We start from the raw sequence: 23,117 nt of genomic DNA on the forward strand, positions 1-23,117 counted from the left end.
TAAATCTGCATGTACCCCCAGCCAACGGCGAGGACAGTAACTGGGCTGCAAAGCAGAATGAGGATAATGGCAATATTAACAAACAATCTACGCATAGAGACAAGATAGGGGCAGGCTGTTTGTCAGTCCAGACAGGAGGCACAACATGACCAGCGAAACCAAGATTTGCGGAGCCAAGACCAAGGGCGGTGTATGCATGGAGACGCCCGTCCCCGGCAAGACCCGCTGCCGCCTGCATGGTGGGCTATCTACGGGCGCAAAGACAGCAGAGGGGCGCAAACGTCAATCAGTGCGTGCCAAGGCTCTTTGGGCTGAGCGCAAGCGCCTATTGGCTATCGCGCGGGAAGTCGAGTGCGCGACCGCCTGAGTAGTGATGGAGTAGAGTTTCGCGACCATTACGCGCGCCTATTGCGGCGAGCTCATGCCGGAATGGAAACGGATCGACGCCAAGTATTGCAAGGAAGGCTGTCGCAAGATGGCTGCGCGGAAACGGCGTGAGCGTAAAATAGGTCAATTCAGGCTACGTCTAAAGTAGAACGAAATAGATAATTCCTTTCTGCAACGCTGGAAAAAGGTAACTCAAATGACCGAAATCAATACGCTTGCCGCTCCTACAAACCCCGCCGCTGCTACTGAGCTGGCAAGCAGTATGCAAAAGATTTCCAATCCGCTGAGTTTCATTTTGTTTGCAGCTCCCAGTTTGGCTCGACGTAGAGCAAATTAGGGCGCTCGCAAATCGGGTGCGGACTTAGACGCAAAAACCCGCTGTGTCGGGAGCACAAACCCGCTCAAGTAAAGCGCCTGACATTTTACGCTGTGTTTCCCGACAACACTTGGAACTTGACCTGTAGCTAAGCTGCATCACCAGAGAGGACTTTTGCTATTGACGAATTACAAAGGAGGCTTGGGCAGGTCTCTGTCCATCTCTACAAACTCCTTTTGAAACAGATTCCGTATTGTTTCTTTCCTCAGTCTGGAGCCGCCCATTTCTTCGTCCGTGCACAGCTCACAATCACTATCGTTGAGATGAGCACTACGGTTTTCTTTGGCTTGAATCTTCCGAAAGGCAGTTAAGACATTCAGCACCAAGTTCTTCCCCTCCCAGTGTGACACTCAAATCATGTCGCTGCGGGCCCGATCCGAGCCAAAGTGGTGTCCAGGCTCAAGGATCTCCTTCCGTGAGTGCCAACCCGCAGCGACACGGCGGATGTAAGAGTTTCGCTTTGAGACGTAAGGGGGAAGAAAGAGGGGCTTTGCGTCATTATTTGACTGCATGGTCAAAAAGCCTTTACGTAACTGACGTTTGCGTCAACTTCTTAACAGATGCGATTTCCAAAGTGACGCTACGTTCCAAAAAGTGCACCAATGCAGCGAAGCGAATAAACCGCCCGTTTACCGGGCCCGGCCCACCGATTGCACCCGGCGTGAGGCCTTCCATTGGGGAAACTCAAATTTGAGCGCATCCTCTAGTATCGTGATGGTAGGTCCAGACTTAAACTGAGTATGCTCAGTCGGTGGTTATCACTACTGGCGCGAACGATTGCAGGAATCTATTGCGACGGTATTGTTCGTTTCGTCATTGTCATGCGAGAAATGTGATTTGTTCGGAAAACTCCTTTGAAACGTACTTCGCTTCTTATTCTGGTGTGCTCTGCTTTGGTCAGCCTAGCTTCCTTGAGAGCATATATTGCTCATTTAAATGACGGTGCTGTTTCACAATTGGAATTGTTGAGTGAGCTGAGTTGGAGATGGCCAGGAGAAGAAAGATTTGGCGGCCTATCTGGTTTGGAAATAAGTGAAGACGGAACAAAGTTGATTGCCGTGTCAGACAGGCCGGTTCTGGTATTCGCTAAGGTACAAAGACAAGGTGACTCAATCGTCGGCATTCGAAACATAGAGATTGTTCGCCCCAGAACTCCGGGATCAATGAATTACCATGATGAAGTAAACAGTGACTTGGAGGCGCTCGCGTTGGAAAAGAATGGTAGGCTTTGGGTCAGCACTGAAAACTACCACGACGTTGAGTACTTCAACCCCGGAGAATACACGGCAAACCATATCGACTACGAGACCGAAACCCAAGCGTTCAGGTCGTTGCCCTACAATCAGGGCCTAGAAGCGCTCTCACTTGACCCACGGGGCCGGGTCATTGCGATACCAGAGACATGGCCGGGAAATTCCTTTCCTGTATTTCGCCTAGAGAACGGCGAATGGTCTGTATCAGGCGAGATTCGGAAAAGTGGTTCCTACGTGCCGGTGGGAGCTGACACTGGACCTGATGGTCATTTGTATTTGCTGGAACGACGATTTGCTTGGGGGATTGGTTTTTCAAATAGGGTGAGGCGCTTCGCATTCGTGGAAGACAAAATTGTCGAAACCGATACTCTGCTGCAGACCAAGATACGCACCCACGGCAACTTAGAGGGCATTGCAGTATGGTCCGACGCTTCAAATGCTATCAGATTGACAATGGTATCCGATGACAATTTCCGCATGTTCTTGGATACCGAAATCGTCGAATACCGCTGGAACGAACAGCGTCGCTAGTTCTTGGAGAAATTGAGTTGATGGAGTGAAAAATGGTGAAGTTACTGACCATCGAACAAGCCTCTGAGATTCTCAACGTTCCGAAGGCCTCTCTGCGTACCGCGGCAGAAGAACACGGGTATTTAGTTCGCATTGGCCGCGCTGTGCGCATTGACCAAGACCAGCTTCGGGATCTGGTTGAAAAGTGCAAGATTCCCCCGATTGGCGAAACAAGCTCCAAGAAATGGCCTCGAAATGCTGACCTCAGCGAACAGCGCGACATAGTGGACAGATGCAAGAAAGCCGTCGAAAAACTCAAGCTACAAGGCAGAAAAAAATCATAGCATTCACTTACGAGGCACTCCCGAAGGCAAAGGCCCCACTCCGGGCATTCAGGATAATCTACCAAGGTTAAGGCAAACCTCTCCTACCTCCCCACGCTTCGTCTGCCTCGTTCTTCGCTCCGTCACGGTTCATGTATGCTAATCGATCCGCATAGGTATCCAGGTCGCAAATGTCGTACAGCCTATTCGCCCCGGATACCTTTACAGGTATGCCCAAGCCGCGAAGCTTGGACACTGAAACGCCAAGGTAGTGGGCGGCTGCCTACGCGTGCATTAGGCGGGGTGGGAACTGGAATGTCTCTGTCCGCCCTTACCTCTTTCAGCGAACCTTACACCCGCGCCCCCGCCGTTCTCGGGGATGAATTCAATACCAGCAGCCTCAAACGCGGTCACCGCAGCATTTTGGTTTCCCACACTGAGACGCTTTGTTCGTCCGCTCTCGAAACTGCGTAGCGTATCTACCGACAGACCAGCCGCTTCGGCCAACTCTTTTACCGACCACTGTTTGAGCCCTCGGGCTGCTTTGCAAAGCTCCTGCGTAAGCTCCATATTGCCATTCCTACATAAAAAATGTCATTAGCTACACGAATATTGTTGACACTAATAAGGTAGCACCATACATATAACATGTATGAAGTGACAAACAAGTAAGGGTTTCCGCCGTTTATGGTCACCAGCCCGAATGGCTCTGAAAGGATCTGACATGATTGACCGCCGCACACTTATTCAATCCGCGCCGATTGCAGCATTGGCCGCAGGCGCAACCGCTCATACTTCTCAGCTTGATCCGCACCGCGCTTGGGTCGCCGAATATAGCGTAACACACGAACGCCTTTACGCCCCCGGCACCACCGACTTTGGGACGGATCACCCCGATTGGTTGCGTCTGCGAGAGCTGGACAAGCTGATTTGCACGACGCCTGCAACGACTCCCGAAGGTGCCGCCATACAGTTGGAGTTTGCACTGAGCGATGAAGCAAACATGGACCTAACGGGTGGCATTGCTGGCGACCTTGATAATCACGTTCTGCGCAATGTCTTGGCCACCCTGAAATCCCTTACCTAAAGGGGCGCAGAATGCACTGCTGGACAAAGTTGATATCAAGAAAACAGCCCCACCCAATACCTGTCGTGAGAAACCTTGAAGCGAACAGTATCTTATTGATAGAAAAGCAAAAACGTTCGTTGAGTCTGAAGCGGGAAATTGCAACTTATTTGCCGCCGTCAGGAAGAAAGGTGATTTCGAATGATTGATACGTTGTTCAAGTTTTATTTTGCCGCCATAGGCTTGGTGATTGCATTCAGCGTCGCAGTTCTTGCCTATGCTGAAATCAGCCACGAGAACCTAAGAAACGCCTACTATGCTAATCACGGTTTGCGCTGCGGCCTAAAACTCTACTACTACGATTGGGGCGGCGCGCCGCATGGAAACCCGACAAAGGATCAGGTGATGGAAGTCTGCAACTTCGACCCAGACCCCAGATTCTAACTCGCATGTATTCCCCAGGCACAGTAAAGGGACAGCCGCTTAACCGTTACAAGCGCAACCCACACCCTTGTGGCAGGTGTAGCTCCGATTAATGCAGCTATTCCCGCAAGCCTTGCCCTTTCGGCACACCTTGCAGCACGCGGCGTCGAAAACCTTCGCGTCTTGCTTACTGCTCACCAAATTCCAAAAAGACTCTGTGGCTACTGGCACATTGCCAGGTTCTTTGGGTTGGTTTTGAGCAAATACGATTGCAGATGAAAAGACGAGGGCAGACAGGCTGAGTGAAATAAGTTGTTTCACAAACATTCTCCGTTAACAATTTGTTACTCCTTGCACAGCAACGCGGAGCTTGGAAAAGGTATTTTCAGGGTATCTTTTTGACACTCGAGAACCCGCCTTTGCGTACAGTTTCAAATTGGTGCCGATATAACCAGCCGCTTGATAACGAAAAAAGGGCGCAGGGCGGCGGTTCTTAGCAAACGTGTCGATTCCCGCGCCAAATGCAGAAATTCATGCGATATGTCCCCCATTTGTCCCCCAGCACAAAATAGCGGCTAGGGATAAGTGGTGCAACATCAGTGTAAGTTATTGATTTTAAAATGGTGCCCCCACACGGACTCGAACCGCGGACCTACTGATTACAAATCAGTTGCTCTACCAGCTGAGCTATAGGGGCACTGGCTGTCGATTACTTCCTCTGGCAGTAGACTGCAAGCCTGAATTTTAGCCCAAACTTAGACATTGCCCGATTTCCTGAGAACGTGCAAAAAAACGCTGAATTCATCCGTTGCAAATATCTCGCGAGTGGTAACAGACGCGGCTATGCAGAAAAGCCAAGGGGTAAAGGAAAAAATGCAGGTTGCCATCCACGCCGGTGTTGCCTTTTCGGATGAAGGGCTGGTGATGTCCTCGCTTGGCGCGAACAGGAGCGTACTTGCCAAATACCGAACTGCGGTTCTGGGGCCGCGTCGGTCCCGGCTATTCGTCAAAGTGATGTCTGACTCGATTCTGCAGGGTGTATCTGATGCAGACGCACGGAACAGATTGTCCGAGCTTGTTGCCGGAAACCAGAATCTGGACCGCGTGGTTGTGTCGAGCGACAAGTTCTTTGGCCCCAGGCGTACCGCGCTGCAAGACGGCCAGATCTATCCGTTTGCGGGGAATAGAACAGCCCATACGGACACTCTTCTGGACGGCGTGCAGGTTCAAGTGTTTGCAGGGCTGGTGAACCCCGGGGTTTTTATTCCAAAGATTCTGGCCTCGATCCATGAAGACCATCGGCGGGACATACTGGCCAGCACCGATTTAAGCTGCCTCAGCTGGCTTGGCATGATCGAAGACCTGCGGGATCTTGCGCCTCAGGTTCAGCTCACCTTGTGGGAACACGAGAATTCCCCGCTTATCTGGGGCGATATCATCCGCGCCATAGCGGGACTGCCGGACGAGGCTGTACTTCATGAAGAGTTTGCATTCCTGTCCTCCCTTTTGACAGAAGCCGGACAACGTCATGTATTGGACATCGTGAGAAAAGGGGACGCCATCGATCACGGCCGCCGACGTGAAGAGATGGCGAATATTCTGGACGAATACGCCCGGCCGGAGCAGATCGAAGAAGAGCTCGATTTACCGGGCTGGAATTCCGACATAGTTGAAGCGTTCACAGAGCTTTACGAGCAGGATCTGGCCACGATCCGGTCCATGCCGGACGTTCATGTTCTGCAAATCTGATTGGTTTGCGCAGTGCCGTTGGATTGGGTGCACAGATGGTGCGAAGGTAGCTTTTTTCGCGAATCCAGCGTGATGGCAGGAACGCATGGGTATTTGGGGCCCTGCTGAACATCAGGCCACGAACTGGTGGTCTTGCGGCGACGTGTTGACACGGAAACCCTGCCGATCAACGGATTAGTATGACGGACCATGGCGTTCGACCAAATTGATCATCCGGTTTTCCGCAGAATGGCTTCAACTGACCGGTTCATTTGTTTGGCACAATTCATCAGGCAACTAAGTAATCTCGCAATATCCCGTTGAACAGTTCAGCTTTTTCCAGATGCGTCGCATGTGCAGAGTTTGGTATCACCGCTAGGTTTGCATTCGGGATGGATTGCCACAGCTGTTCCGTCTGACTCCATGGGTAGGTGCGATCACGATCCCCCCAGACAATCAGCGTCTTCGTCCTGATTGCCGGCAGATTTTCAGCGCCGCTCCATGAATGCATCGCATCCAAACCTGACAGCATGGCCTTCAGGTTGCTTTTCTGGGCTATCGTGGCGCAAAGTTCATATTCCAAGGCTTTTTCGCGTTCGAGAAACCAGGTTGCCGCAATCCGCCGCGCCGTCACTTTCGGCCCGTCTGCACAGGCACGGGTTTTCGAGGTGTCGATGGTCTCAAACCGCCCGGGCAGCACACCTACGGACCCGGTGCCATAAAGAACCAAACGGTCAACACGCTCGGGCGCACGGGCAACCATTTCCTGCGCGACCATTCCACCCATCGAGTGACCAACCAGGTGGAATGTCTCGATGTCGCGCGCCTTCAGCTCATTCAGCGCCCAGTCCGCGAATCCCGAGATGCTGCAAAACGCGTCACGTTGCGCATTTTCGCCAAAACCAGGCAGATCCAGCGTGATGACATCGTAACCTTTCAGGGCCTCGACCTGCCGCTGCCATTGCCGACTGCCGCCCAGGAACCCGTGAACAAACACGATGGGTGTCATTTCCGGCCGCCCTGCACAATCCGATCGAGGATCATGGCACAGAACAGGATTGAGAACCCTGCAAGAATACCCTGGCCCACATTCGCGTACTGCAACGCTTCAAGAACATCCTCGCCCAGCCCTTTGGCACCGATCAGAGACGCAACGACAACCATTGCCAGTGACAACATGATTGTCTGATTGATCCCCGCCCGGATCGACGGGCTTGCCAGCGGCAAGTCGACTTTGGTGAGCAGGTACCATTTGTTGGCGCCGAAACTGATCGCCGCCTCGCGTACGCTTTCGGGCACGCCACGCAAGCCGAGAACGGTCAGGCGCACCACTGGCGTACCACCGAAAATCATCGTGACCACGACTGCCGCCGGCTTGCCGACACCAAAAAACGCGATCACGGGGACCATGAAAACAAAGGCGGGCATGGTTTGCATGAAATCCATGATCGGCTGGATGAAAGCGTAGAACCGAGGGCGACGCGCCGCGAACATGCCCAGTGGAATTCCGATGACAATCGACAGGCACGCCGCTGTCCCCAACAAGGCCAGCGTGGTCATTGCGCCCTCCCAAAAGCCCAACAGCCCCATATAGGCCAGAAACGCGCCCGAATAGATTGCCGTGCTGACGCCCGCAGTCAGCCATGTCAGCAGAATGATGAGACTGGCGATCACGATCCATGGCGTCTGCACCAAGATGACCTCAAGCGCGTCCAGCAGGGTACGGATACCGAATGTCAGCCCGTCAAAGAACGCTTCGCTGTTGCGCACGCACCAGGCGATGAAGTCTTCCACCCAGGTGATGCTGGTCAGGCGGATATTGGGGTCTGTCGGGAAATGGCTGAGCAACGAGAAACGCCCCGGAAAGCTGTAATGCATCATCGCCGCAGCAACGATCAGCGCCATGAAGATCGCGCTGAACACGATCTGCGATACCGGCATTGCAGATCGGATTGAACGATCTGACAGCCATTCCGAGAAACGCGCCTCGAGCGCCCAGTTTGCCACCTGTGACTGAACAAGCTTGACGATGATCAGAATGATCAGGCCGGTCAGAACGATGTAAGGCCCTTCAGCGGCCATTGCTTCGGCTTCGGCGCGGATGCCGCCTATGTTTTCCTCGAGCGAGTCCACCGTCCGCTGATAGACGTCGATCTTGTCCGAGTTGTTTTCGATGGCAGCGGCCAACTGCTGTCGGCGCAGCTCAAGCGTCCCTTCAATTGACGCGATGCGTTCCATTGCCTCGGCCGCCAAGTCGCCGAACATCCCGCGCGCGATCTGCACATAGGCTATTGTTTCGAGGATCAAAAATGGCAGCGCCCATGACCACAACCCCCGTGCACCGAACCAGACCGGGCCAAACAACCCGGCCATCAGATTGAAAGTCGGCGTAAATCGGGACGAAGCGCCGATCTTGTCGAAGTTGCGGATGTAATAGTCGGGGCTGGTGCGAACGAAGGCACGGATGTTTTTGCGCCGCTCTTCGGCATATGCCAAAGCGGCCTCGTTCTCGGTATCTTCCAGCGGGTTCACATCTGAAGAACTCATGACACTTCGGTTCCTTCGATCACGGTGCGCAACAGATCGGCACGGGTTATGACGCCAACATCCACGCCGCCGTCCTCCACAAGGATCGCGCTGTCGGTGTCGATTGCCAGATTGATCAGCGTGCTCAGGTTTTCGCCTTCATTCACACGCGGGGCGTCCGAGGGCAGAGGACCATGGGTCGCGACATGTTCCGGTATGGGCCGCATGACCGCGTGGGCACGCACCACCTTGAGCCTTGAGATACCCGCCACGAAATCGGCGACATAGTCATCGGCGGGGTTCATGACGATGTCTTCGGCCGTTCCGATCTGCACCACCTTGCCGTCGCGCATGATCGCGATCCGGTTCCCGATGCGGACGGCTTCATCCAAATCATGGGTGATGAAGATCGTCGTCTTTTTCAGGATTTTGCTCAGTCGAATGAACTCATCCTGCAATTGCCGCCGGATCAACGGGTCCAAAGCCGAGAACGGTTCGTCCATCAACAACACATCCGGGTTCGCTGCCAGTGCCCGGGCAAGGCCCACACGTTGCTGCATACCCCCGGACAGCTCGTGTGCGAATTTCGATCCCCAGGCTCCGAGTTCGACGATATCCAGAATAGCAGCGGCCTGACGCATGCGTTCATTCTTGCTGACCTGCCGGATCTCCAGCGGCATTGCGACATTGTCCAGCACAGACCGATGCGGCATCAGCGCAAAGTTCTGAAAAACCATACCGATCTTGTTGTTGCGAAACTGCTGAAGCTCTTTCGGACCCAGAGCCATCACGTCAGTGCCCTCGATTTCGATCTTGCCCGCGGTAGGCTCCAACAGCCGGTTGAAATGGCGGACCAGAGTGGACTTCCCGCTGCCTGACAGGCCCATGATGCAGAATATCTCGCCCCGGTTGACCGAAAGACTGACATCCGCGACGCCGACAACACAGTTGTATTCCGCCAGCACCTGGGCCTTGTCCAATCCACGGTCGCGGATTGCCTGCAGCGCCACATCGGGCCTGCCCCCGAAAATCTTCCAGACATTCGAGATTTCAATAATGGTATCGTCGCTCATAAGTCCCCCAGAGGTCTGCTTTTGGGTGGCGCCAACAGATGCCGCCACCCTGTTTCTGGAAGCTCGATCAGAGGCCCAGCCAAGCGTCGACACGATCCGGGTTCGCCTCGACCCACTCGCGTGCAACCTCTGCCGGATCACGGCCCTTGCCGCTGATCTCATAGGCGAACCCGCTGACATCATCAGCCGTCAATGCGAAATTCGCCAAGAAATCGGCAATCGCCGGAGAACGCTCTGGCAGCGTGTTGGACCACGCAATCTGCACGTTCTTGAGGGCGTCCTTGGTCGCGACATTGGATTTGTTGTACCAGTCCGGGTCATCAGACGGTTGGACCATCACGTATTTTGCCGGGTCGAATTGTGGCTCGGTCAACATCTGGACGTCGAACATGTACCAGACGGCATGCGGCTTGTAGCAATAAAAGGCGTAGCCTTCGCCCTTGGCGATGCTGTCCTTGATCCGCGCGGTTTTCACGCTTTCCTCGGCACGTATCGGCTCAATGAAATCAAGTAAACCATAGTCGCGGGTTTTGACTTCGTTCACGTTGGCCGAAGCCCAACCCGGCGCGCCAATCCACATTTCACCTTTGCCATTGCCGTCACTGTCCATCAATGCGGCCACATCCGGGCGGCCCAGATCGGCGATGTCGGTGATGTTGTTGGCCTCACCAAAGTCTTTGCTGACGCAGAAACCCTGATTGCCCTCGTAGGGGTTCGATGACAGGGTGACGGTGCCCGCTTCGTCCACATACTTCTTGGTGAAGCTTTCCTGGTTGGGCAGCCAAACGTCGGGATGAACGTCGATATCGCCCTTACCCTGATCCATCGCCTGAAAGATCGTGGCGTTGTTGCCGGGCACATATTCCACTTTGCCCCCGATGCGCATTTCCACGACCGCGCCCAGCACATGGGCAATCGCTTGGGCGCCGGTCCAGGATGGCACGCCGATTTTCACTTCTTCGGCTGCGAATGCCGGCGCAGCGCAGACGCTGAGCGCAGCAGCCATCCCCAGCTTTTTCAGATTGGTTCTCATGGTCTTCTCCTCTGTTGAAATGCACCGTGGTTCGGCGTCGTTTTTTCCGTCGTTCGATTTTCCTATCGCGCAATAGGGGCACGCCAACTTGCCTTTGGCGACACATTCGGACGGAAGGCTGAAACAAGACCAACCGCCAGACCCTGCCCGGAAGTCTAGAACAGGAGCTTTTCCGAGAGCCAATTCGAACATTTCATCAAACTATTCTGTTTCTGCATAGTTTTCTGTATCGTTGCTGAAGATGCTCTTTCACAAGCGGGGATACGCAGTGGATCTGAATTGGCTACGCGATTTTGAATGCCTCGCTCGGACCTTGAACTTCACCCGTGCGTCTGATGAACGCAACATCACGCAATCCGCATTCAGTCGCAGAATCAAAGCCTTGGAAAGCTGGGTGGGGTTGCCTTTGGTCAATCGGGCAACCTATCCGGTTCAATTGACCGAGGCCGGCAAACAATTCCTGCCTGTTGCCCAGGCGGCAATTTCACAGCTGTCTGAATCCCGCCAATCCCTGCGGGACGCCGACCGGGGCGACAGTCGGTTCATCCGGTTTTCGGTTCTGCACACCATAGCGGTTAATTTTTTGGCAACCCGCATAGAAGAGTTGCAAAAGCAGATCCCCGATTTGCGCACACGCGTTCTGTCCGATTCTCTGAGCACCTGTTGTGATCTTTTGGTCGAAGGCGCGGTGGATATCCTGCTGTGCTACTATCACCATACTGTCTCGCCCATGATCGACGAAACCGCGTTCGAGCGAAAGGATCTGTTGAAGGACCGTCTGATCCCGGTGGCTGCCGCTCAGCCGGCGCGGACACTGGGTTGGGATTTGTCCCGGCAGGATGGCCCGCCGATCCCTTATCTGGCCTATGACCGATCGTCCTTCTTGGGCATGGTCGTTGAAAACACCGTTGACCGGAAACCCCAGAATACCGAAACGATATATGTCGATAGCCTGGTCGAAACGATCAAACGAAGATTGATGACCGGCAGCGGATTTGCCTGGATGCCCGAAACGTCGATCTCGGCGGAGCTGGATCAGGGGTTGCTGGTGCCGATCGGTGACGATGCATGGTGTGCAACGTTGACGATTTCAGCCTTTTCCAATCCGGCCAGTTTGGATCAGATCGCGCACCAGCTTTGGCAGCGTTTGTGACCGGACGGATTCGTTTTGGCGCACCAACCGGCCATTGAACGGAAAATGCGCCTTTACCTCGTATGCCGGCCCGTCTGAGAAAAATTGACGATCGCGCGGACCAGCAGATCGATCGTATCCACTGCATTGGCGTCATCCGCGACGCTGTCGGCAATGAGGGAGAATTCAGAGCAAGCGACAAACTGCAAGTCCGCCCCCGCCTTGACCAAGGCCCTTGAGGACGCTCGCAGCGTTTCGCGCGCCTTGTCGCTTTGACCGTTGACTTTGATCGCGCGGATCGCCGCCAGCATCGCGTCGTCATCCGTTGGCCAAACGGTCGACAGCCCGCGCGCGTGCAGGGCTGTTTCGAAAAGACAAATACGGCGCACCGCCGGAGAAGCGAGCACACCAACGCGCCCACCCTTCCCGAGTGTCCCGACGGCGTGATCCGCAGCCAGCTCAACCATGTTCAACAGCGGAACGGTCACGGCTTCGGTGATCGCCTTGGCATAGTGATGCGCCGTGTTGCAGGGCATTGCCAGCGCCACGGCGCCGGCATCCTGAAGACGTCATGCCATCGCCGCCAGTGTCGGCCCCGGATCTTCACCCGCCCCGTCGATCAGATGCGCGATCCGTGACGGGACCTGAGTGTTCATGTCGATCAAAAGCGGAATGTGGTCCCGGTCGTCGCTCACCGGCACAGCCTCGACCAGCTTGCGCTGGAGGAGGATCGTTGCCTCGGGGCCCATGCCGCCAATAATGCCGATGGGGTGCTGCGTCATTGCTCAGATATTCACCCAGCGGTCTTTGTGATCGAAGGCAAAGTCATACCCCGCCAAAGCCGCCGCGCCGCCCGTATGAAGGAAAACGACCCGCTGGTCTTTGAATTCGCCTTTGCGCGCCAGATCGATCAGGCCCGCCGCACCCTTGGCCGAGTAGCAGGGATCCAGAAGGATACCTTCCAATTCGGCAAACATCTGGATCGCTTCGATGCCGCTTTCATTGGGCAGGCCATAGCCTTCGCCGACATAGTCGGTATTGGCCACGACATCTTCGCGCTTTACCACGCCCGCGCACCCCAGCTTTTCGGCCGTCTTACAGGCGAGGTCGTACACCATCTGTTCCTGCTTTGGCCGAGGTGCCCTTGTCCCGATGCCAAGCACCGGCACCTGCGTATTCATGGCGCACATTCCCGTCACCAAACCTGCCTGCGTACCGGACGACCCGGTTGCATGTACCAGCCGGTCAATCCGCAATCCGCTGTCATTGGCCTGACCCAACAGTTCAAAGGCCGCGTTTACATAGCCCAGCGCCCCGGTCGGGTTCGAGCCGCCGCCGGGAATGACATAGACAGAGCGGCCTTCTGCCCGTTTCTTCGCGGCCGCCTTTTCCATTTCGCCCGGCATATCGTGACCCCCGGGAAACTTCTGGGTGGTCGCGCCGTGCAAATGATCCAGCAGGACATTGCCGTTTGTATTGTAGTTGCCATCTTGATAGCCGGTGCGATCTTCCAGAAGAACATGGCAATCAAGGCCCAGCTTGGCGGCAAACGCTGCGGTTTGTCGACCGTGGTTGGTTTGGGTGGCACCTTGCGTCATCACCATGTCGGCGCCCTGCGCTTCTGCTTCGGCCATCAGAAATTCCAGCTTGCGGGTCTTGTTGCCGCCGGTTGACATGCCGGTGCAATCGTCGCGCTTGATCCAGATTTCCACCCCCAGTTCTTTGGAAAGCCGCTTCATCGGTTCAAGCGGTGTCGGAAGATGGGCGAGGTGAAGGCGGGGAAAGCGCGCAAGATGCATGTCACAATTCCTAATATTGATTTTCGTCAATTTACGCTGTGTGTTGCCGCTCTGCTAATTCGAAATTCAGTAAGTATGTTGCAAAAATTGCATATTAGTAAGGTCTGGGCTATCTGGTTCACATGCGTTTGGAATGGATCGACGACATATTGGCCGTGCTGGACAGCGGATCGCTGACGCGCGCCGCGGAAAAACGGCTGCTGACCCAATCTGCCTTCACCCGTCGGGTGCGGCTCATCGAAGGCAGTATCGGTGCGACCCTGTTTGATCGTCGCCGCAAACCCGTATCCCTGATGCCGGGCGTTCAGGCGTTGGAACCTGAACTGCGCGAACTGAGCGCGCGTCTGCACAAACTGCGTCACAGTTTGAAAACAGAGAGCGATCAGGCCAGCCAGTCTTTGTCGCTCGTGTGCCAGCATGCGCTGACGACAACCGTCTCGCCGAAGGTGGTCCGGATGTTGACCGAAAACAGCGATATCTCGGTTCAGGTGCGATCGGGGAACCAGGACGAATGCCTGTTGCAACTGATCTCGAAAGAAGTTGATTTCGCGATCATGTACGCTGCATCGGGCGGCGTTGTGCAGAACCTCGAAAGTGCGTTTGAGGCAAAGACGCTTGGTGCCGACACATTGATCCCGGTATGCGCACCGGCAATGCGCGGGGAATTGGATGGCAAGACCATTCCTGCGATTGTCTACCCGCCTGATGTTTTTCTTGGGCAAGTGTTTTCCCAGTTGATTGCACTGCGGTTGCCCGACGAAACCAGACTCGTGGCCAAGGCCGAGACGGCCCTGACGCTGGCGATGCTGCATTATGCCGTGAAGGAAATCGGCGTTGCCTGGTTGCCCTATTCTTTGGTCGCCACGCCGCTTGCTCAGGGACAGCTTGTAAGCGTTGAAGACGCCCTGCCTGCGCAGGCGCTGACAATAAGAATGGTCCGTTTGGCCGAAGCGAAGCCAGAGTTCAGTGAACAGATTTGGCAACGTCTTGCCGGGCAATCGCAAAGCTTTTGGTTGTCGCAGAATCAAAACGAGGAGGCGACCTGAGCCGTTCACCGAGAAAGGTGCCGGGTCTGCCGATCAGCGTCGGAAGAATACGCAACGGAATAGTGGCAAAACCGAGCTGGATGTATCTAACCTGTGCTGAAATGACAGCAACAGGGCAGGTCAGCGGATGTTCGGGAAGGTATTGAAAACGGGTATAGGTGTCGTGGTTCTGGGCATCGTGGGGCTGCTTGGTTATCTGCTGATCGCCCCGCCCGATTTGTTGAAAGTAGGCACGAATTACTCGGCCAAGATTGTCTGTTCGAATGTTTTCATTGCCGGACGTGATCCGGAAGAGGTCCTTGCGGTGGATGTGCAGGCCCCGGGGCATCCGCTGCTCAAACATGTTTCGATTGAGGTCGATCGAGAGGCGCAGACTGTTCATGCGCGACTCTTTCGGTTCTTCGCGCCCGCCACATCGCAGTTCCGGCAGGGGCTTGGCTGCACCAACGTGCATGCTACATCCCTGAGTGCGCTAGGGCTTGAGGCCGCCAAGCCCGCGCCGGCAGGTCTTTGGCCAACAGGAAACGACGTTGCGCAGTCTCAAGATCCCAAAATTCAGGCCGTCTTGTCGGATGATACGCTGCTTGGCGAAGGGTACCGCGCCGTAGTGGTGGTTCAAGGCGGGCGCATCGTGGCCGAACGCTATGCGGAAGGGTTCGACGCCGACACACCGTTGCTGGGCTGGTCCATGACCAAGACGGTCACGGCCGGGCTGATCGGAACGTTGATCAACGCGGGTCAGATGAATGTATCGGACACCCTTGTCGACAGCTTTCCCGAATGGGCAGAAGACGCAAGGCGAGACATTACTGTTGCGGACATGCTGGCGATGACAAGCGGTCTGCAATGGAATGAAGAATACGGAGACGTGTCAGACGTGACCAGGATGCTGTATCTCAGCAATGACATGGCCGTTTTCGCTGCCGACCGTGCACTGGAAGCCGGCATTGGAACCGACTTCAACTATTCCTCCGGCACGTCCACCGTGTTGTCCCGGGTGTGGCAGGACAAGCTGGCCGATGGCGGTTTCAGCTATCCTCGGGATGCGCTTTTTGAACCGCTTGGCATGGCTTCGGCGATCATCGAGACAGATGTCGCCGATACATTCATCGGATCCAGCTATATGTACGCCACGGCCCGAGACTGGGCGAAGTATGGCCAGTTTCTGCTGCAAAAAGGGGTTTGGGACGGCGCACAGATTTTGCCCACAGGTTTTGTGGACTGGATGTTCGAACCCGTTGCGGCGTCTGGTGGGGAATATGCCAAAGGTCATCTTTGGTTGAAATCGCCGGGCGACCTGCCACCGTTTGAAGACGCGGTTTGGTTGCAAGGGCATGACGGTCAGTCCATCGGAATTTTCCCGTCGCGTGACATGGTCGTCGTGCGGATGGGGCTTACACCTTCACGGGTGGGCTATTCTTCTTTGCCCTTGGCGAAAGCGCTTATTGCGGCTTTCGGGGGGTAGGGGATCGAACATTCCCATCGACGCACCGCCCGACATTGCGGCGGGCATCGCCCGTAGGGCAGGACACTGGGTCGCAGATCGGTATCTTGCACGCCGGCACAGTTTGGTATACCGCCGCATACAAATTCAAGGTGCCGGGCTTTCACATGGCCCGGTGCATCAGCTAAATGGTCGGAACCGTCATGAGCCTTTACACAGAATACCTGAACGAAATCGAGACGCGCAAAGAACAGGGTCTGCACCCCAAACCCATCGAAGACGGTGCTCTTTTGCAGGAAATCATCGGGCAGATCAAAGATACGGGTCACGCTCATCGTGCCGATTCACTGAACTACTTCATCTACAACACGCTTCCGGGCACAACCAGCGCCGCAGGTGAAAAGGCGCGCTTTCTGAAAGAGATCATCCTGGGTGAAGCGACGGTCGAAGAAATCTCGCAGGATTTCGCGTTTGAATTGCTGTCGCATATGAAGGGCGGCCCATCGGTAGAGGTTCTGCTTGATCTGGCGCTGGGCGATGACGCAGAGATTGCGCAGAAAGCGGCGGCAGTTCTGAAAACCCAGGTGTTCCTGTACGACGCAGATACCAACCGTCTGAAAATAGCCTTTGAGGCCGGGAACGCCGTTGCCAGGGACATTCTGGAAAGCTATGCCAAGGCCGAGTTCTTTACCCGGCTTCCCGACATCGAAGAAGAAATCAAGGTTGTGACCTATGTGGCGGCCGAAGGGGATATTTCGACCGATCTTCTGTCGCCCGGCAATCAGGCGCATTCGCGGTCGGACCGTGAATTGCACGGCAAGTGCATGATCTCACCCGAAGCACAGGCCGAGATTCAGGACTTGCAAAAACAGCACCCGGACAAGCGTGTCATGCTGGTTGCTGAAAAAGGGACGATGGGCGTTGGATCGTCGCGCATGTCCGGTGTCAACAACGTTGCATTGTGGACCGGAAAGCAAGCCAGCCCCTATGTTCCTTTCGTGAACATCGCGCCGGTTGTTGCCGGTACAAACGGGATTTCACCGATCTTTCTGACCACCGTCGGCGTCACCGGCGGGATCGGCATCGATCTCAAGAACTGGGTCAAGAAAGTGGATGCTGACGGCAATCCGATCCTGAACAATGACGGCAATCCTATCCTCGAGCAGAAATATTCCGTCGAGACCGGAACGGTACTGACCATCAACACCAAGGACAAAAAGCTGTATAATGACGCAGGCGACAAAGAGCTGGTCGATCTGTCCTCATCCTTCACGCCGCAAAAGACCGAGTTCATAAAGGCCGGAGGATCTTATGCCATTGTCTTTGGCAAAAAGCTTCAGACATTCGCGGCTGAGACGCTCGGCATCGAGCTGAAATCTGCTTTCGCACCGTCCAAAGAGATCTCGCATGAAGGGCAGGGCCTGACGGCGGTTGAAAAGATATTCAACAAGAATGCGGTTGGCGTGGCCGAAGGTAAAGTTCTGCATGCGGGCTCGGATGTTCGGGTGAAGGTCAACATCGTCGGTTCGCAGGACACCACCGGCTTGATGACGGCACAGGAACTGGAAGCCATGGCGGCGACAGTGATATCGCCCACCGTTGACGGCGCCTATCAGTCTGGCTGTCACACTGCTTCGGTTTGGGATTCCAAAGCGCAGGCAAATATCCCAAAACTGATGAAATTCATGAACAACTTTGGTCTGATCACCGCGCGTGACCCCAAAGGTGTTTATCACTCGATGACAGACGTCATCCACAAGGTTCTGAACGACATCACCGTGGATGACTGGGCGATCATCATCGGTGGCGACTCGCATACACGTATGTCCAAAGGCGTCGCGTTTGGTGCTGACTCGGGTACTGTTGCACTGGCGCTGGCCACTGGCGAAGCTACCATGCCGATCCCGGAATCGGTCAAGGTGACGTTCAAGGGCCAGATGGCGGATCACATGGATTTCCGCGATGTGGTTCACGCCACCCAGGCGCAGATGCTGAAGAAATTCGGCGACAACGTGTTCCAGGGCCGGATCATCGAAGTTCACATCGGCACATTGCTGGCGGATCAGGCATTCACCTTTACTGACTGGACGGCCGAGATGAAGGCCAAGGCCTCGATCTGCATCTCAGCGGATGACACTTTGATCGAATCTCTGGAAATCGCGAAAAGCCGTATCCAGATCATGATCGACAAGGGAATGGACAACGAGGCCCGGACACTTCAAGGTCTGATCGACAAGGCCAACGCTCGGATCTCGGAAATCAAGTCGGGTGAAAAGCCTGCCTTGAAACCGGATGAAAATGCCAAGTATTTTGCCGAGTTGGTGGTTGATCTGGATGAGATCAGCGAACCCATGATCGCCGACCCGGATGTCAATAACGCCGATGTCTCAAAGCGGTATACCCATGATACGATCCGGCCGGTTTCCCACTACAAGGGGGAAAAGAAGGTCGATCTGGGATTTGTTGGATCGTGCATGGTGCACAAAGGCGATCTGGTCATCGTCTCGCAAATGCTGAAAAACATCGAGCAAGAGAAGGGCACAGTAGAATTCAAGGCCCCGCTGGTCGTTGCTGCGCCCACCTACAACATCATTGATGAGCTGAAAGAAGAAGGCGAGTGGAGCATTCTTCAGAAGTATTCAGGCTTTGAATTCGACGATCTGTTCCCAAAGAGCAAAGCGCGGACGGAATACGAGAACATCCTGTATCTGGAGCGTCCGGGATGTAACCTCTGTATGGGCAACCAAGAGAAAGCCGCAAAGGGTGACACTGTGCTGGCCACGTCCACACGCCTGTTCCAGGGTCGTGTTGTTGAGGATGCGGCGGATAAAAAAGGCGAATCCCTGCTGGCATCGACCCCGGTAGTGGTGCTGTCGGCTGTTTTGGGCCGAATGCCGACCGCCGAGGAATACAAATCGGCCGTGAAAGGTATCGACCTCACCAAATTTGCGCCTCCGATGGAAAAGCCCGCAGGCACGAAGTCAGCGCATTTCTAAACGCAAGGCACTAAGTTGATTGCTCGGTCATCCCTTCAGGTGGCCGGGCGATTGAGTTCCGCTGTGTTCAGGCCTGGTTGCAGCGCGCGCCGCGCAAAAACGCGGCATGGGAATGCCCCGAACCTTTCGCACGACTTCGCGTGGGCCACTGGGGAAAAATCCATGATCCACGGTCATCGGTCGCTGTTTGGGGTCAGGCTGACAGCTCTTTATACATGTAAGTTGTGGGTTCCAGTCTGGTTTCGAACGGATTCCGGCAATAGTTCGGAATTTCCCCGGCGATCTGAAACCCCAGGTCCAGATAAAGCAATCGAGAAGGGTCGGTGCTGCGGGTATCCAGAACCAGCATCGTGCGCTCCAACTCTGTCGTTCGTTGAAAGAGGGCTTCCATCAACGCGCGGCCAAAACCGCGCCGTCTGGCGTTCGGGTGCACCAGAAGTTTTGCGACATCGGCGCGGTGCGGCTGATTGGGCATGGTCGCGGGGATTAGTTGAACCGTGCCCTGAATGCGCCCTTTGTGGTGGAGGACAAACAGCTCCAATGCACCGGATTTCAGCCCAGGTCGAACGTTTTGCAGCCAGTATTTTCGTGCGTCACCCTCGGTAAACGGAAGGACAAAGCCGATGCTGGCCCCGTCATGCACACAGGCGTGGAGGATTCCCGCCAGATCATCCACTGCCGCGCTGAAATCGAGATCGGTCAGACGCGAGATCATATCAGCACCAAAAGATAACGCGCACCGCGAGATGCCCCGGTTTCAAACCGGGTTGGGCCCGACAGGTGATAGCGCAGGCAATCTCCGGCGCTCAGCGCATGGGGGGTTCCGTCAACTGTCAGTGTCAGTGCGCCGTCGATCAGGATCAGATGGTGTTCCTGCCCGGATTTGGGCGGCGCCTCGTAAGTGATGACCGTATCGCGCGGCAGGTGACATTCCACGACCTCGGCGTTCAAGCCGTTTGCAGGCGGTGAAACTGCACGGCGGGTAAAGCCGGTTTCGGGATCCCGCCATTCGGTCTGGCGTTCAAACGCCACTTTGGGGTCAAAGCTGTCTTCGACCATCATCAAAAGCCGGGACATCGGCAGATCATAAGCGGCACAGAGGCGGCCAAGACTCTCAGCGGTGGGGCTGACCTCTCCTTTCTCCATGCGGGACAGCGTGGCGCGGCTGATTCCGCTGTGGGTGGCCAGTTGATCCAGGGACCACCCGCGCCCGTGGCGGAGATCGTTCAAACGGACGGCAAGGCGGCTTGAGAGGTTGTCGAGCATGGATCATAAACGAGAGAAGTTTTCATTTATGGGAAAATTACATAAAAATTATGTATATGTAAATGAAAAAGGGCGCAGAAACTCCGCGCCCTCTGCCAGCTTTTGACGAGGCAGTGGATTACTTCCAGCCGACTTCGTTAAAGATTTTCTGTGCTTCCGGGATGTTTTTTGCGACTTCCGACAGGTTCACGTCGTCAGCTTTGAACTCACCCAGTGCCTTTACCGATTCCGCTAGTTCAACACTCTGTACTGCCGGGAATTCGTCATTGCCCGCCGAGAAGTACTTCTGCGCCTGATCGCTTGCCAGATACTCGAGGAACAGGATTGCGTTTTCCTTGTTCGGTGCGTGTGCCGCGACGCCACCGCCCGACAGGTTCATATGCGCACCATAGCTGTCCTGATTGGGGAAGACCCAGCCGATCTTGTCGAGATCAGAGGACAGGCCTTTGACGTCTTTGCGGATAGCCCGAGCATAGTAGTAGGTGTTCGATACAGCGATGTCGCATTCACCCGAAACGATGCCACGCAGCTGGTCGGTGTCACCTCCCTGCGGGTCTCGGGCCATGTTGGCGACAACGCCTTCGGCCCAGGATTTTGCAGCTTCGGCGCCTTCATGTGTGATGATCGAGGCGAGCAGGGTCTGGTTGTAGGTGTTGGTCGAGGACCGGATGCAGATCAGGCCCTTGTATTCCGGCTTGGCCAAGTCCGCGTAAGTGGCCGGCGGATTGGCAACGTTTTCTTTGTTGAAAAAGATGATCCGACCGCGCTGCGAGAAGCCGAACCACTGGTTGTCTTCGTCCTGAAGGTTGGCGGGGATGCGCTCCTCCAGGGTTTCGCTGTCGATTGCTTGCAGAATGCCCGCATCTTTGGCGCGCGCCAGGCGAGACGTGTCGACCGTCAGCATGACATCTGCCGGAGAGTTCGCGCCTTCGGCTTCCATGCGCGCAATCAATTCATCCGCCTTGCCTTCGATCCGGTTGATCTTGATGCCGGTCGCTTCTTCGAAGTCCGTGTAAAGACGTTCGTCAGTGTCATAGTGGCGCGAGGAATAAAGGTTCAGCTCGCCTTCAGCCGCGGCTGATGTTGCGATCAATGCCGACAGAGCGGCAGCCAGGCAGGTTGTGGATTTCAGCATAGTTTGCCCCAACAATTGAATTTCGCGTCGGTCGATATCCCGACTGATTTGCTCAATTATACGATTCTCAGCGAGATGCAAGAAAATCCGACAGATTTACTTGGTCAAATGAGCGCAGGCGCCCTTGCGAGGCTTTTCCGGGCGGGCGCGACTTGTGTTGAACGGAAAGATCCGCGTCACACGGCAGTGTCTGGATCACTCACGATCAAGTACCTCAACTGCAAGGATCGTGGGCAAATGGCGCGCGACTTCCGTCCATGTGTCCCCTTCATCAACACTGGCAAAAACCGAGCCGCTGTTGGTCCCGAAATAGATACCGGCGGGGTCTCGGTGGTCTCCGGCCATGGCCTGTCGCAGAACAGTGAAAAAACAGCTTTCTTGCGGCAACCCACGCCGCTGGTCTTGCCATGTTGCGCCTCCATTTGTGGATTTCCAAACTGCCGCGGCGGCATCCGGTGGATAGCGCCCGATGCTGTCTCCGTTCAAAGGTAATGTCCAGATCGTGTCCGGATCACGTGGGTGCACATGAATCGGAAATCCAAAGGTGGATGGCAGGCCTTTGGTGATGTCATCCCAACTGCGCCCTCCGTCGGCCGAGCGCCAAACACCGTGATGGTTTTGCTGGTACAGCAAATCCGCGGTTCCCGGAGCTTGAACCATGTTGTGGACGCAATGACCCGTTTCACCATCCCTGGGGGCAGCGGGATGATCATGATGCGTGCAAGATTCGGCGTTGGACAATCTGTTGCGCCGCTCCCAGCTTGCGCCGCCATCCTCGGTTGCAAACACACCCGCAGCGGAAATGCCGACCCAGAGCTTTTTCGAATCATTTGGGTCAGTCACGATTGTATGCAGGACCAGCCCCGCACCGCCGGGATTCCAATCGGGTGCTGAGGGGTGGTTTGTCAGGCCCTCAAGCGTGTCCCATGTCCGACCATTATCGTGGCTGGCAAGCAGGCGGGCCGGTTTTGTGCCAGCGTACAACGTTCCATGTTGATAACGCAAAGACCAGACCTGCGAAAACTCATCGGCGAATGGTGCGGGTTCTCCGGTCCAGCCGATCATCTGGGCAAAATCCTGATCGTTGGCGGCCCACTCGTCCATTTGGCCCTTGGTGAGTTTTGCGACCTGCCAAGTCACACCGCCGTCTTCGGAACACCAGACACCGGCGCCATGCCAGTCACCACCGCCCCCGGCCCAAAGCGTGCCCGTTTCCTTGTCGCCGATGACGTGGTTGATCGGCCATCCTTCGCAATGCGGGCCCGTCACTTTCCAGCCTGACCTGTTCTGATCGCCAGAGACAATGAACGTTCCCTTGGTCGTCCCCACCAGTACGTCGATGCCGTGTTCGCGCATGGGTTTTACACTCCGCAATATCGAAGCAAGGGTAGCACGTCGGGCGCACAGGTGCAGAAAACAAAAAAAACCGCGCTCAAGAGCGCGGTTTTCTAAAACGGTGTTTCGCTGTTCTCAGCCCTGACGAGCTTTGAACTTGCGCTGCGTCTTGTTGATAACGTAGACGCGGCCTTTGCGACGCACAATACGGCAGTCGCGGTGCCGATTCTTGAGCGAGCGGAGCGAGTTCTTGACCTTCATGGTCT

Annotated in this window: 22 protein-coding genes, 1 tRNA gene and 1 pseudogene; 10 read left to right on the forward strand and 14 right to left on the reverse strand. The window is 55.3% G+C overall.

Annotated features, from left to right (window positions below; all coding sequences use genetic code 11):
- The first annotated feature begins 145 nt into the window (after window positions 1–145).
- From GOW31_RS20425 to GOW31_RS20435, 3 genes are all read left to right on the forward strand, one after another.
- The gene (locus tag GOW31_RS20425; protein WP_171172599.1) at window positions 146–367 is read left to right on the forward strand and encodes an HGGxSTG domain-containing protein; all 222 of its coding nucleotides are present in this window, start codon (window positions 146–148) and stop codon (window positions 365–367) included.
- Between the two features lie 1,250 nt (window positions 368–1,617).
- Window positions 1,618–2,547 carry an esterase-like activity of phytase family protein gene (locus GOW31_RS20430; protein ID WP_171172600.1) on the forward strand — a complete coding sequence of 310 codons (930 nt, stop codon included), beginning with the start codon at window positions 1,618–1,620 and terminating at the stop codon, window positions 2,545–2,547.
- A gap of 32 nt (window positions 2,548–2,579) precedes the next feature.
- Window positions 2,580–2,870 carry a helix-turn-helix domain-containing protein gene (locus GOW31_RS20435; protein ID WP_171172601.1) on the forward strand — a complete coding sequence of 97 codons (291 nt, stop codon included), beginning with the start codon at window positions 2,580–2,582 and terminating at the stop codon, window positions 2,868–2,870.
- Window positions 2,871–3,143: 273 nt separating this feature from the next.
- Here GOW31_RS20435 and GOW31_RS20440 read toward each other — a convergent pair whose 3' ends face one another.
- On the reverse strand, window positions 3,144–3,419 hold the full coding sequence (locus tag GOW31_RS20440) for a helix-turn-helix transcriptional regulator (protein ID WP_171172602.1): 276 nt from the start codon (window positions 3,417–3,419) through the stop codon (window positions 3,144–3,146).
- A 154-nt stretch (window positions 3,420–3,573) separates the two neighbouring features.
- Between GOW31_RS20440 and GOW31_RS20445 the strand changes: the two genes are divergently transcribed.
- On the forward strand, window positions 3,574–3,936 hold the full coding sequence (locus GOW31_RS20445) for a hypothetical protein (RefSeq protein ID WP_171172603.1): 363 nt from the start codon (window positions 3,574–3,576) through the stop codon (window positions 3,934–3,936).
- A gap of 180 nt (window positions 3,937–4,116) precedes the next feature.
- Window positions 4,117–4,359 carry a hypothetical protein gene (locus tag GOW31_RS20450; RefSeq protein WP_171172604.1) on the forward strand — a complete coding sequence of 81 codons (243 nt, stop codon included), beginning with the start codon at window positions 4,117–4,119 and terminating at the stop codon, window positions 4,357–4,359.
- 600 nt (window positions 4,360–4,959) lie between these two features.
- Here the strand turns inward: GOW31_RS20450 and GOW31_RS20455 are convergent.
- Window positions 4,960–5,035, reverse strand: a tRNA-Thr gene (locus GOW31_RS20455).
- 146 nt (window positions 5,036–5,181) lie between these two features.
- Between GOW31_RS20455 and GOW31_RS20460 the strand changes: the two genes are divergently transcribed.
- Window positions 5,182–6,087: a hypothetical protein gene (locus GOW31_RS20460; RefSeq protein ID WP_171120638.1), complete on the forward strand. Its 906-nt coding sequence runs from the start codon at window positions 5,182–5,184 to the stop codon at window positions 6,085–6,087.
- 268 nt (window positions 6,088–6,355) lie between these two features.
- Here GOW31_RS20460 and GOW31_RS20465 read toward each other — a convergent pair whose 3' ends face one another.
- The 4 genes from GOW31_RS20465 to GOW31_RS20480 all read right to left on the reverse strand — a co-directional run bounded on the left by GOW31_RS20465 (window position 6,356) and on the right by GOW31_RS20480 (window position 10,698).
- Entirely contained in the window at window positions 6,356–7,075 is a 720-nt protein-coding gene (locus tag GOW31_RS20465; protein ID WP_171172605.1) for an alpha/beta fold hydrolase, read from the reverse strand.
- Window positions 7,072–8,613: a proline/glycine betaine ABC transporter permease gene (locus tag GOW31_RS20470; RefSeq protein ID WP_171172606.1), complete on the reverse strand. Its 1,542-nt coding sequence runs from the start codon at window positions 8,611–8,613 to the stop codon at window positions 7,072–7,074. The genes GOW31_RS20465 and GOW31_RS20470 overlap by 4 nt, the downstream gene beginning before the upstream one ends.
- Window positions 8,610–9,665, reverse strand: coding sequence for a glycine betaine/L-proline ABC transporter ATP-binding protein (locus GOW31_RS20475; protein ID WP_171172607.1), 1,056 nt, complete (start codon window positions 9,663–9,665; stop codon window positions 8,610–8,612). The genes GOW31_RS20470 and GOW31_RS20475 overlap by 4 nt, the downstream gene beginning before the upstream one ends.
- Window positions 9,666–9,732: 67 nt before the next feature.
- The gene (locus GOW31_RS20480) at window positions 9,733–10,698 is read right to left on the reverse strand and encodes a glycine betaine ABC transporter substrate-binding protein (RefSeq protein WP_171172608.1); all 966 of its coding nucleotides are present in this window, start codon (window positions 10,696–10,698) and stop codon (window positions 9,733–9,735) included.
- Between the two features lie 268 nt (window positions 10,699–10,966).
- Between GOW31_RS20480 and GOW31_RS20485 the strand changes: the two genes are divergently transcribed.
- Window positions 10,967–11,851, forward strand: a complete 885-nt coding sequence (locus GOW31_RS20485; RefSeq protein WP_171172609.1) for a LysR family transcriptional regulator — start codon at window positions 10,967–10,969, stop codon at window positions 11,849–11,851.
- A 53-nt stretch (window positions 11,852–11,904) separates the two neighbouring features.
- Here the strand turns inward: GOW31_RS20485 and GOW31_RS20490 are convergent.
- The 3 genes and pseudogenes from GOW31_RS20490 to GOW31_RS20495 all read right to left on the reverse strand — a co-directional run.
- Window positions 11,905–12,384, reverse strand: a pseudogene (locus GOW31_RS20490) (aspartate/glutamate racemase family protein); the annotation flags it as partial.
- Window positions 12,385–12,399: 15 nt separating this feature from the next.
- Window positions 12,400–12,612: a hypothetical protein gene (locus GOW31_RS22330; RefSeq protein ID WP_371813793.1), complete on the reverse strand. Its 213-nt coding sequence runs from the start codon at window positions 12,610–12,612 to the stop codon at window positions 12,400–12,402.
- Window positions 12,613–12,615: 3 nt separating this feature from the next.
- Window positions 12,616–13,629: a D-cysteine desulfhydrase gene (locus tag GOW31_RS20495; protein WP_171172610.1), complete on the reverse strand. Its 1,014-nt coding sequence runs from the start codon at window positions 13,627–13,629 to the stop codon at window positions 12,616–12,618.
- A gap of 122 nt (window positions 13,630–13,751) precedes the next feature.
- Here GOW31_RS20495 and GOW31_RS20500 point away from each other — a divergent pair, with 122 nt between their 5' ends.
- The 3 genes from GOW31_RS20500 to GOW31_RS20510 all read left to right on the forward strand — a co-directional run bounded on the left by GOW31_RS20500 (window position 13,752) and on the right by GOW31_RS20510 (window position 19,115).
- Window positions 13,752–14,675 (forward strand): LysR family transcriptional regulator, encoded by a 924-nt coding sequence (locus GOW31_RS20500; RefSeq protein WP_171172611.1) that lies wholly within the window; start codon window positions 13,752–13,754, stop codon window positions 14,673–14,675.
- A gap of 127 nt (window positions 14,676–14,802) precedes the next feature.
- Window positions 14,803–16,140, forward strand: a complete 1,338-nt coding sequence (locus tag GOW31_RS20505; RefSeq protein ID WP_171172612.1) for a serine hydrolase — start codon at window positions 14,803–14,805, stop codon at window positions 16,138–16,140.
- 182 nt (window positions 16,141–16,322) lie between these two features.
- Complete coding sequence (locus GOW31_RS20510) at window positions 16,323–19,115, forward strand: bifunctional aconitate hydratase 2/2-methylisocitrate dehydratase (RefSeq protein ID WP_171172613.1); 2,793 nt, start codon at window positions 16,323–16,325, stop codon at window positions 19,113–19,115.
- A 193-nt stretch (window positions 19,116–19,308) separates the two neighbouring features.
- Here the strand turns inward: GOW31_RS20510 and GOW31_RS20515 are convergent, their stop codons facing one another.
- The 5 genes from GOW31_RS20515 to ykgO all read right to left on the reverse strand — a co-directional run bounded on the left by GOW31_RS20515 (window position 19,309) and on the right by ykgO (window position 23,112).
- Complete coding sequence (locus GOW31_RS20515; protein WP_171172614.1) at window positions 19,309–19,830, reverse strand: GNAT family N-acetyltransferase; 522 nt, start codon at window positions 19,828–19,830, stop codon at window positions 19,309–19,311.
- Window positions 19,827–20,381 (reverse strand): helix-turn-helix domain-containing protein, encoded by a 555-nt coding sequence (locus GOW31_RS20520; RefSeq protein ID WP_171172615.1) that lies wholly within the window; start codon window positions 20,379–20,381, stop codon window positions 19,827–19,829. Before GOW31_RS20520 ends, GOW31_RS20515 begins: the two co-directional genes overlap by 4 nt.
- 118 nt (window positions 20,382–20,499) lie before the next feature.
- Window positions 20,500–21,516 (reverse strand): Fe(3+) ABC transporter substrate-binding protein, encoded by a 1,017-nt coding sequence (locus GOW31_RS20525; protein ID WP_171172616.1) that lies wholly within the window; start codon window positions 21,514–21,516, stop codon window positions 20,500–20,502.
- 195 nt (window positions 21,517–21,711) lie between these two features.
- Entirely contained in the window at window positions 21,712–22,872 is a 1,161-nt protein-coding gene (locus GOW31_RS20530; protein ID WP_171172617.1) for a sialidase family protein, read from the reverse strand.
- 114 nt (window positions 22,873–22,986) lie between these two features.
- Entirely contained in the window at window positions 22,987–23,112 is a 126-nt protein-coding gene (gene ykgO / locus GOW31_RS20535; RefSeq protein ID WP_008755722.1) for a type B 50S ribosomal protein L36, read from the reverse strand.
- Window positions 23,113–23,117 lie beyond the last annotated feature (5 nt).

Origin of the sequence: Ruegeria sp. HKCCA0370 (assembly GCF_013033705.1) — a bacterium.
Classification (GTDB): Bacteria; Pseudomonadota; Alphaproteobacteria; order Rhodobacterales; family Rhodobacteraceae; genus Ruegeria.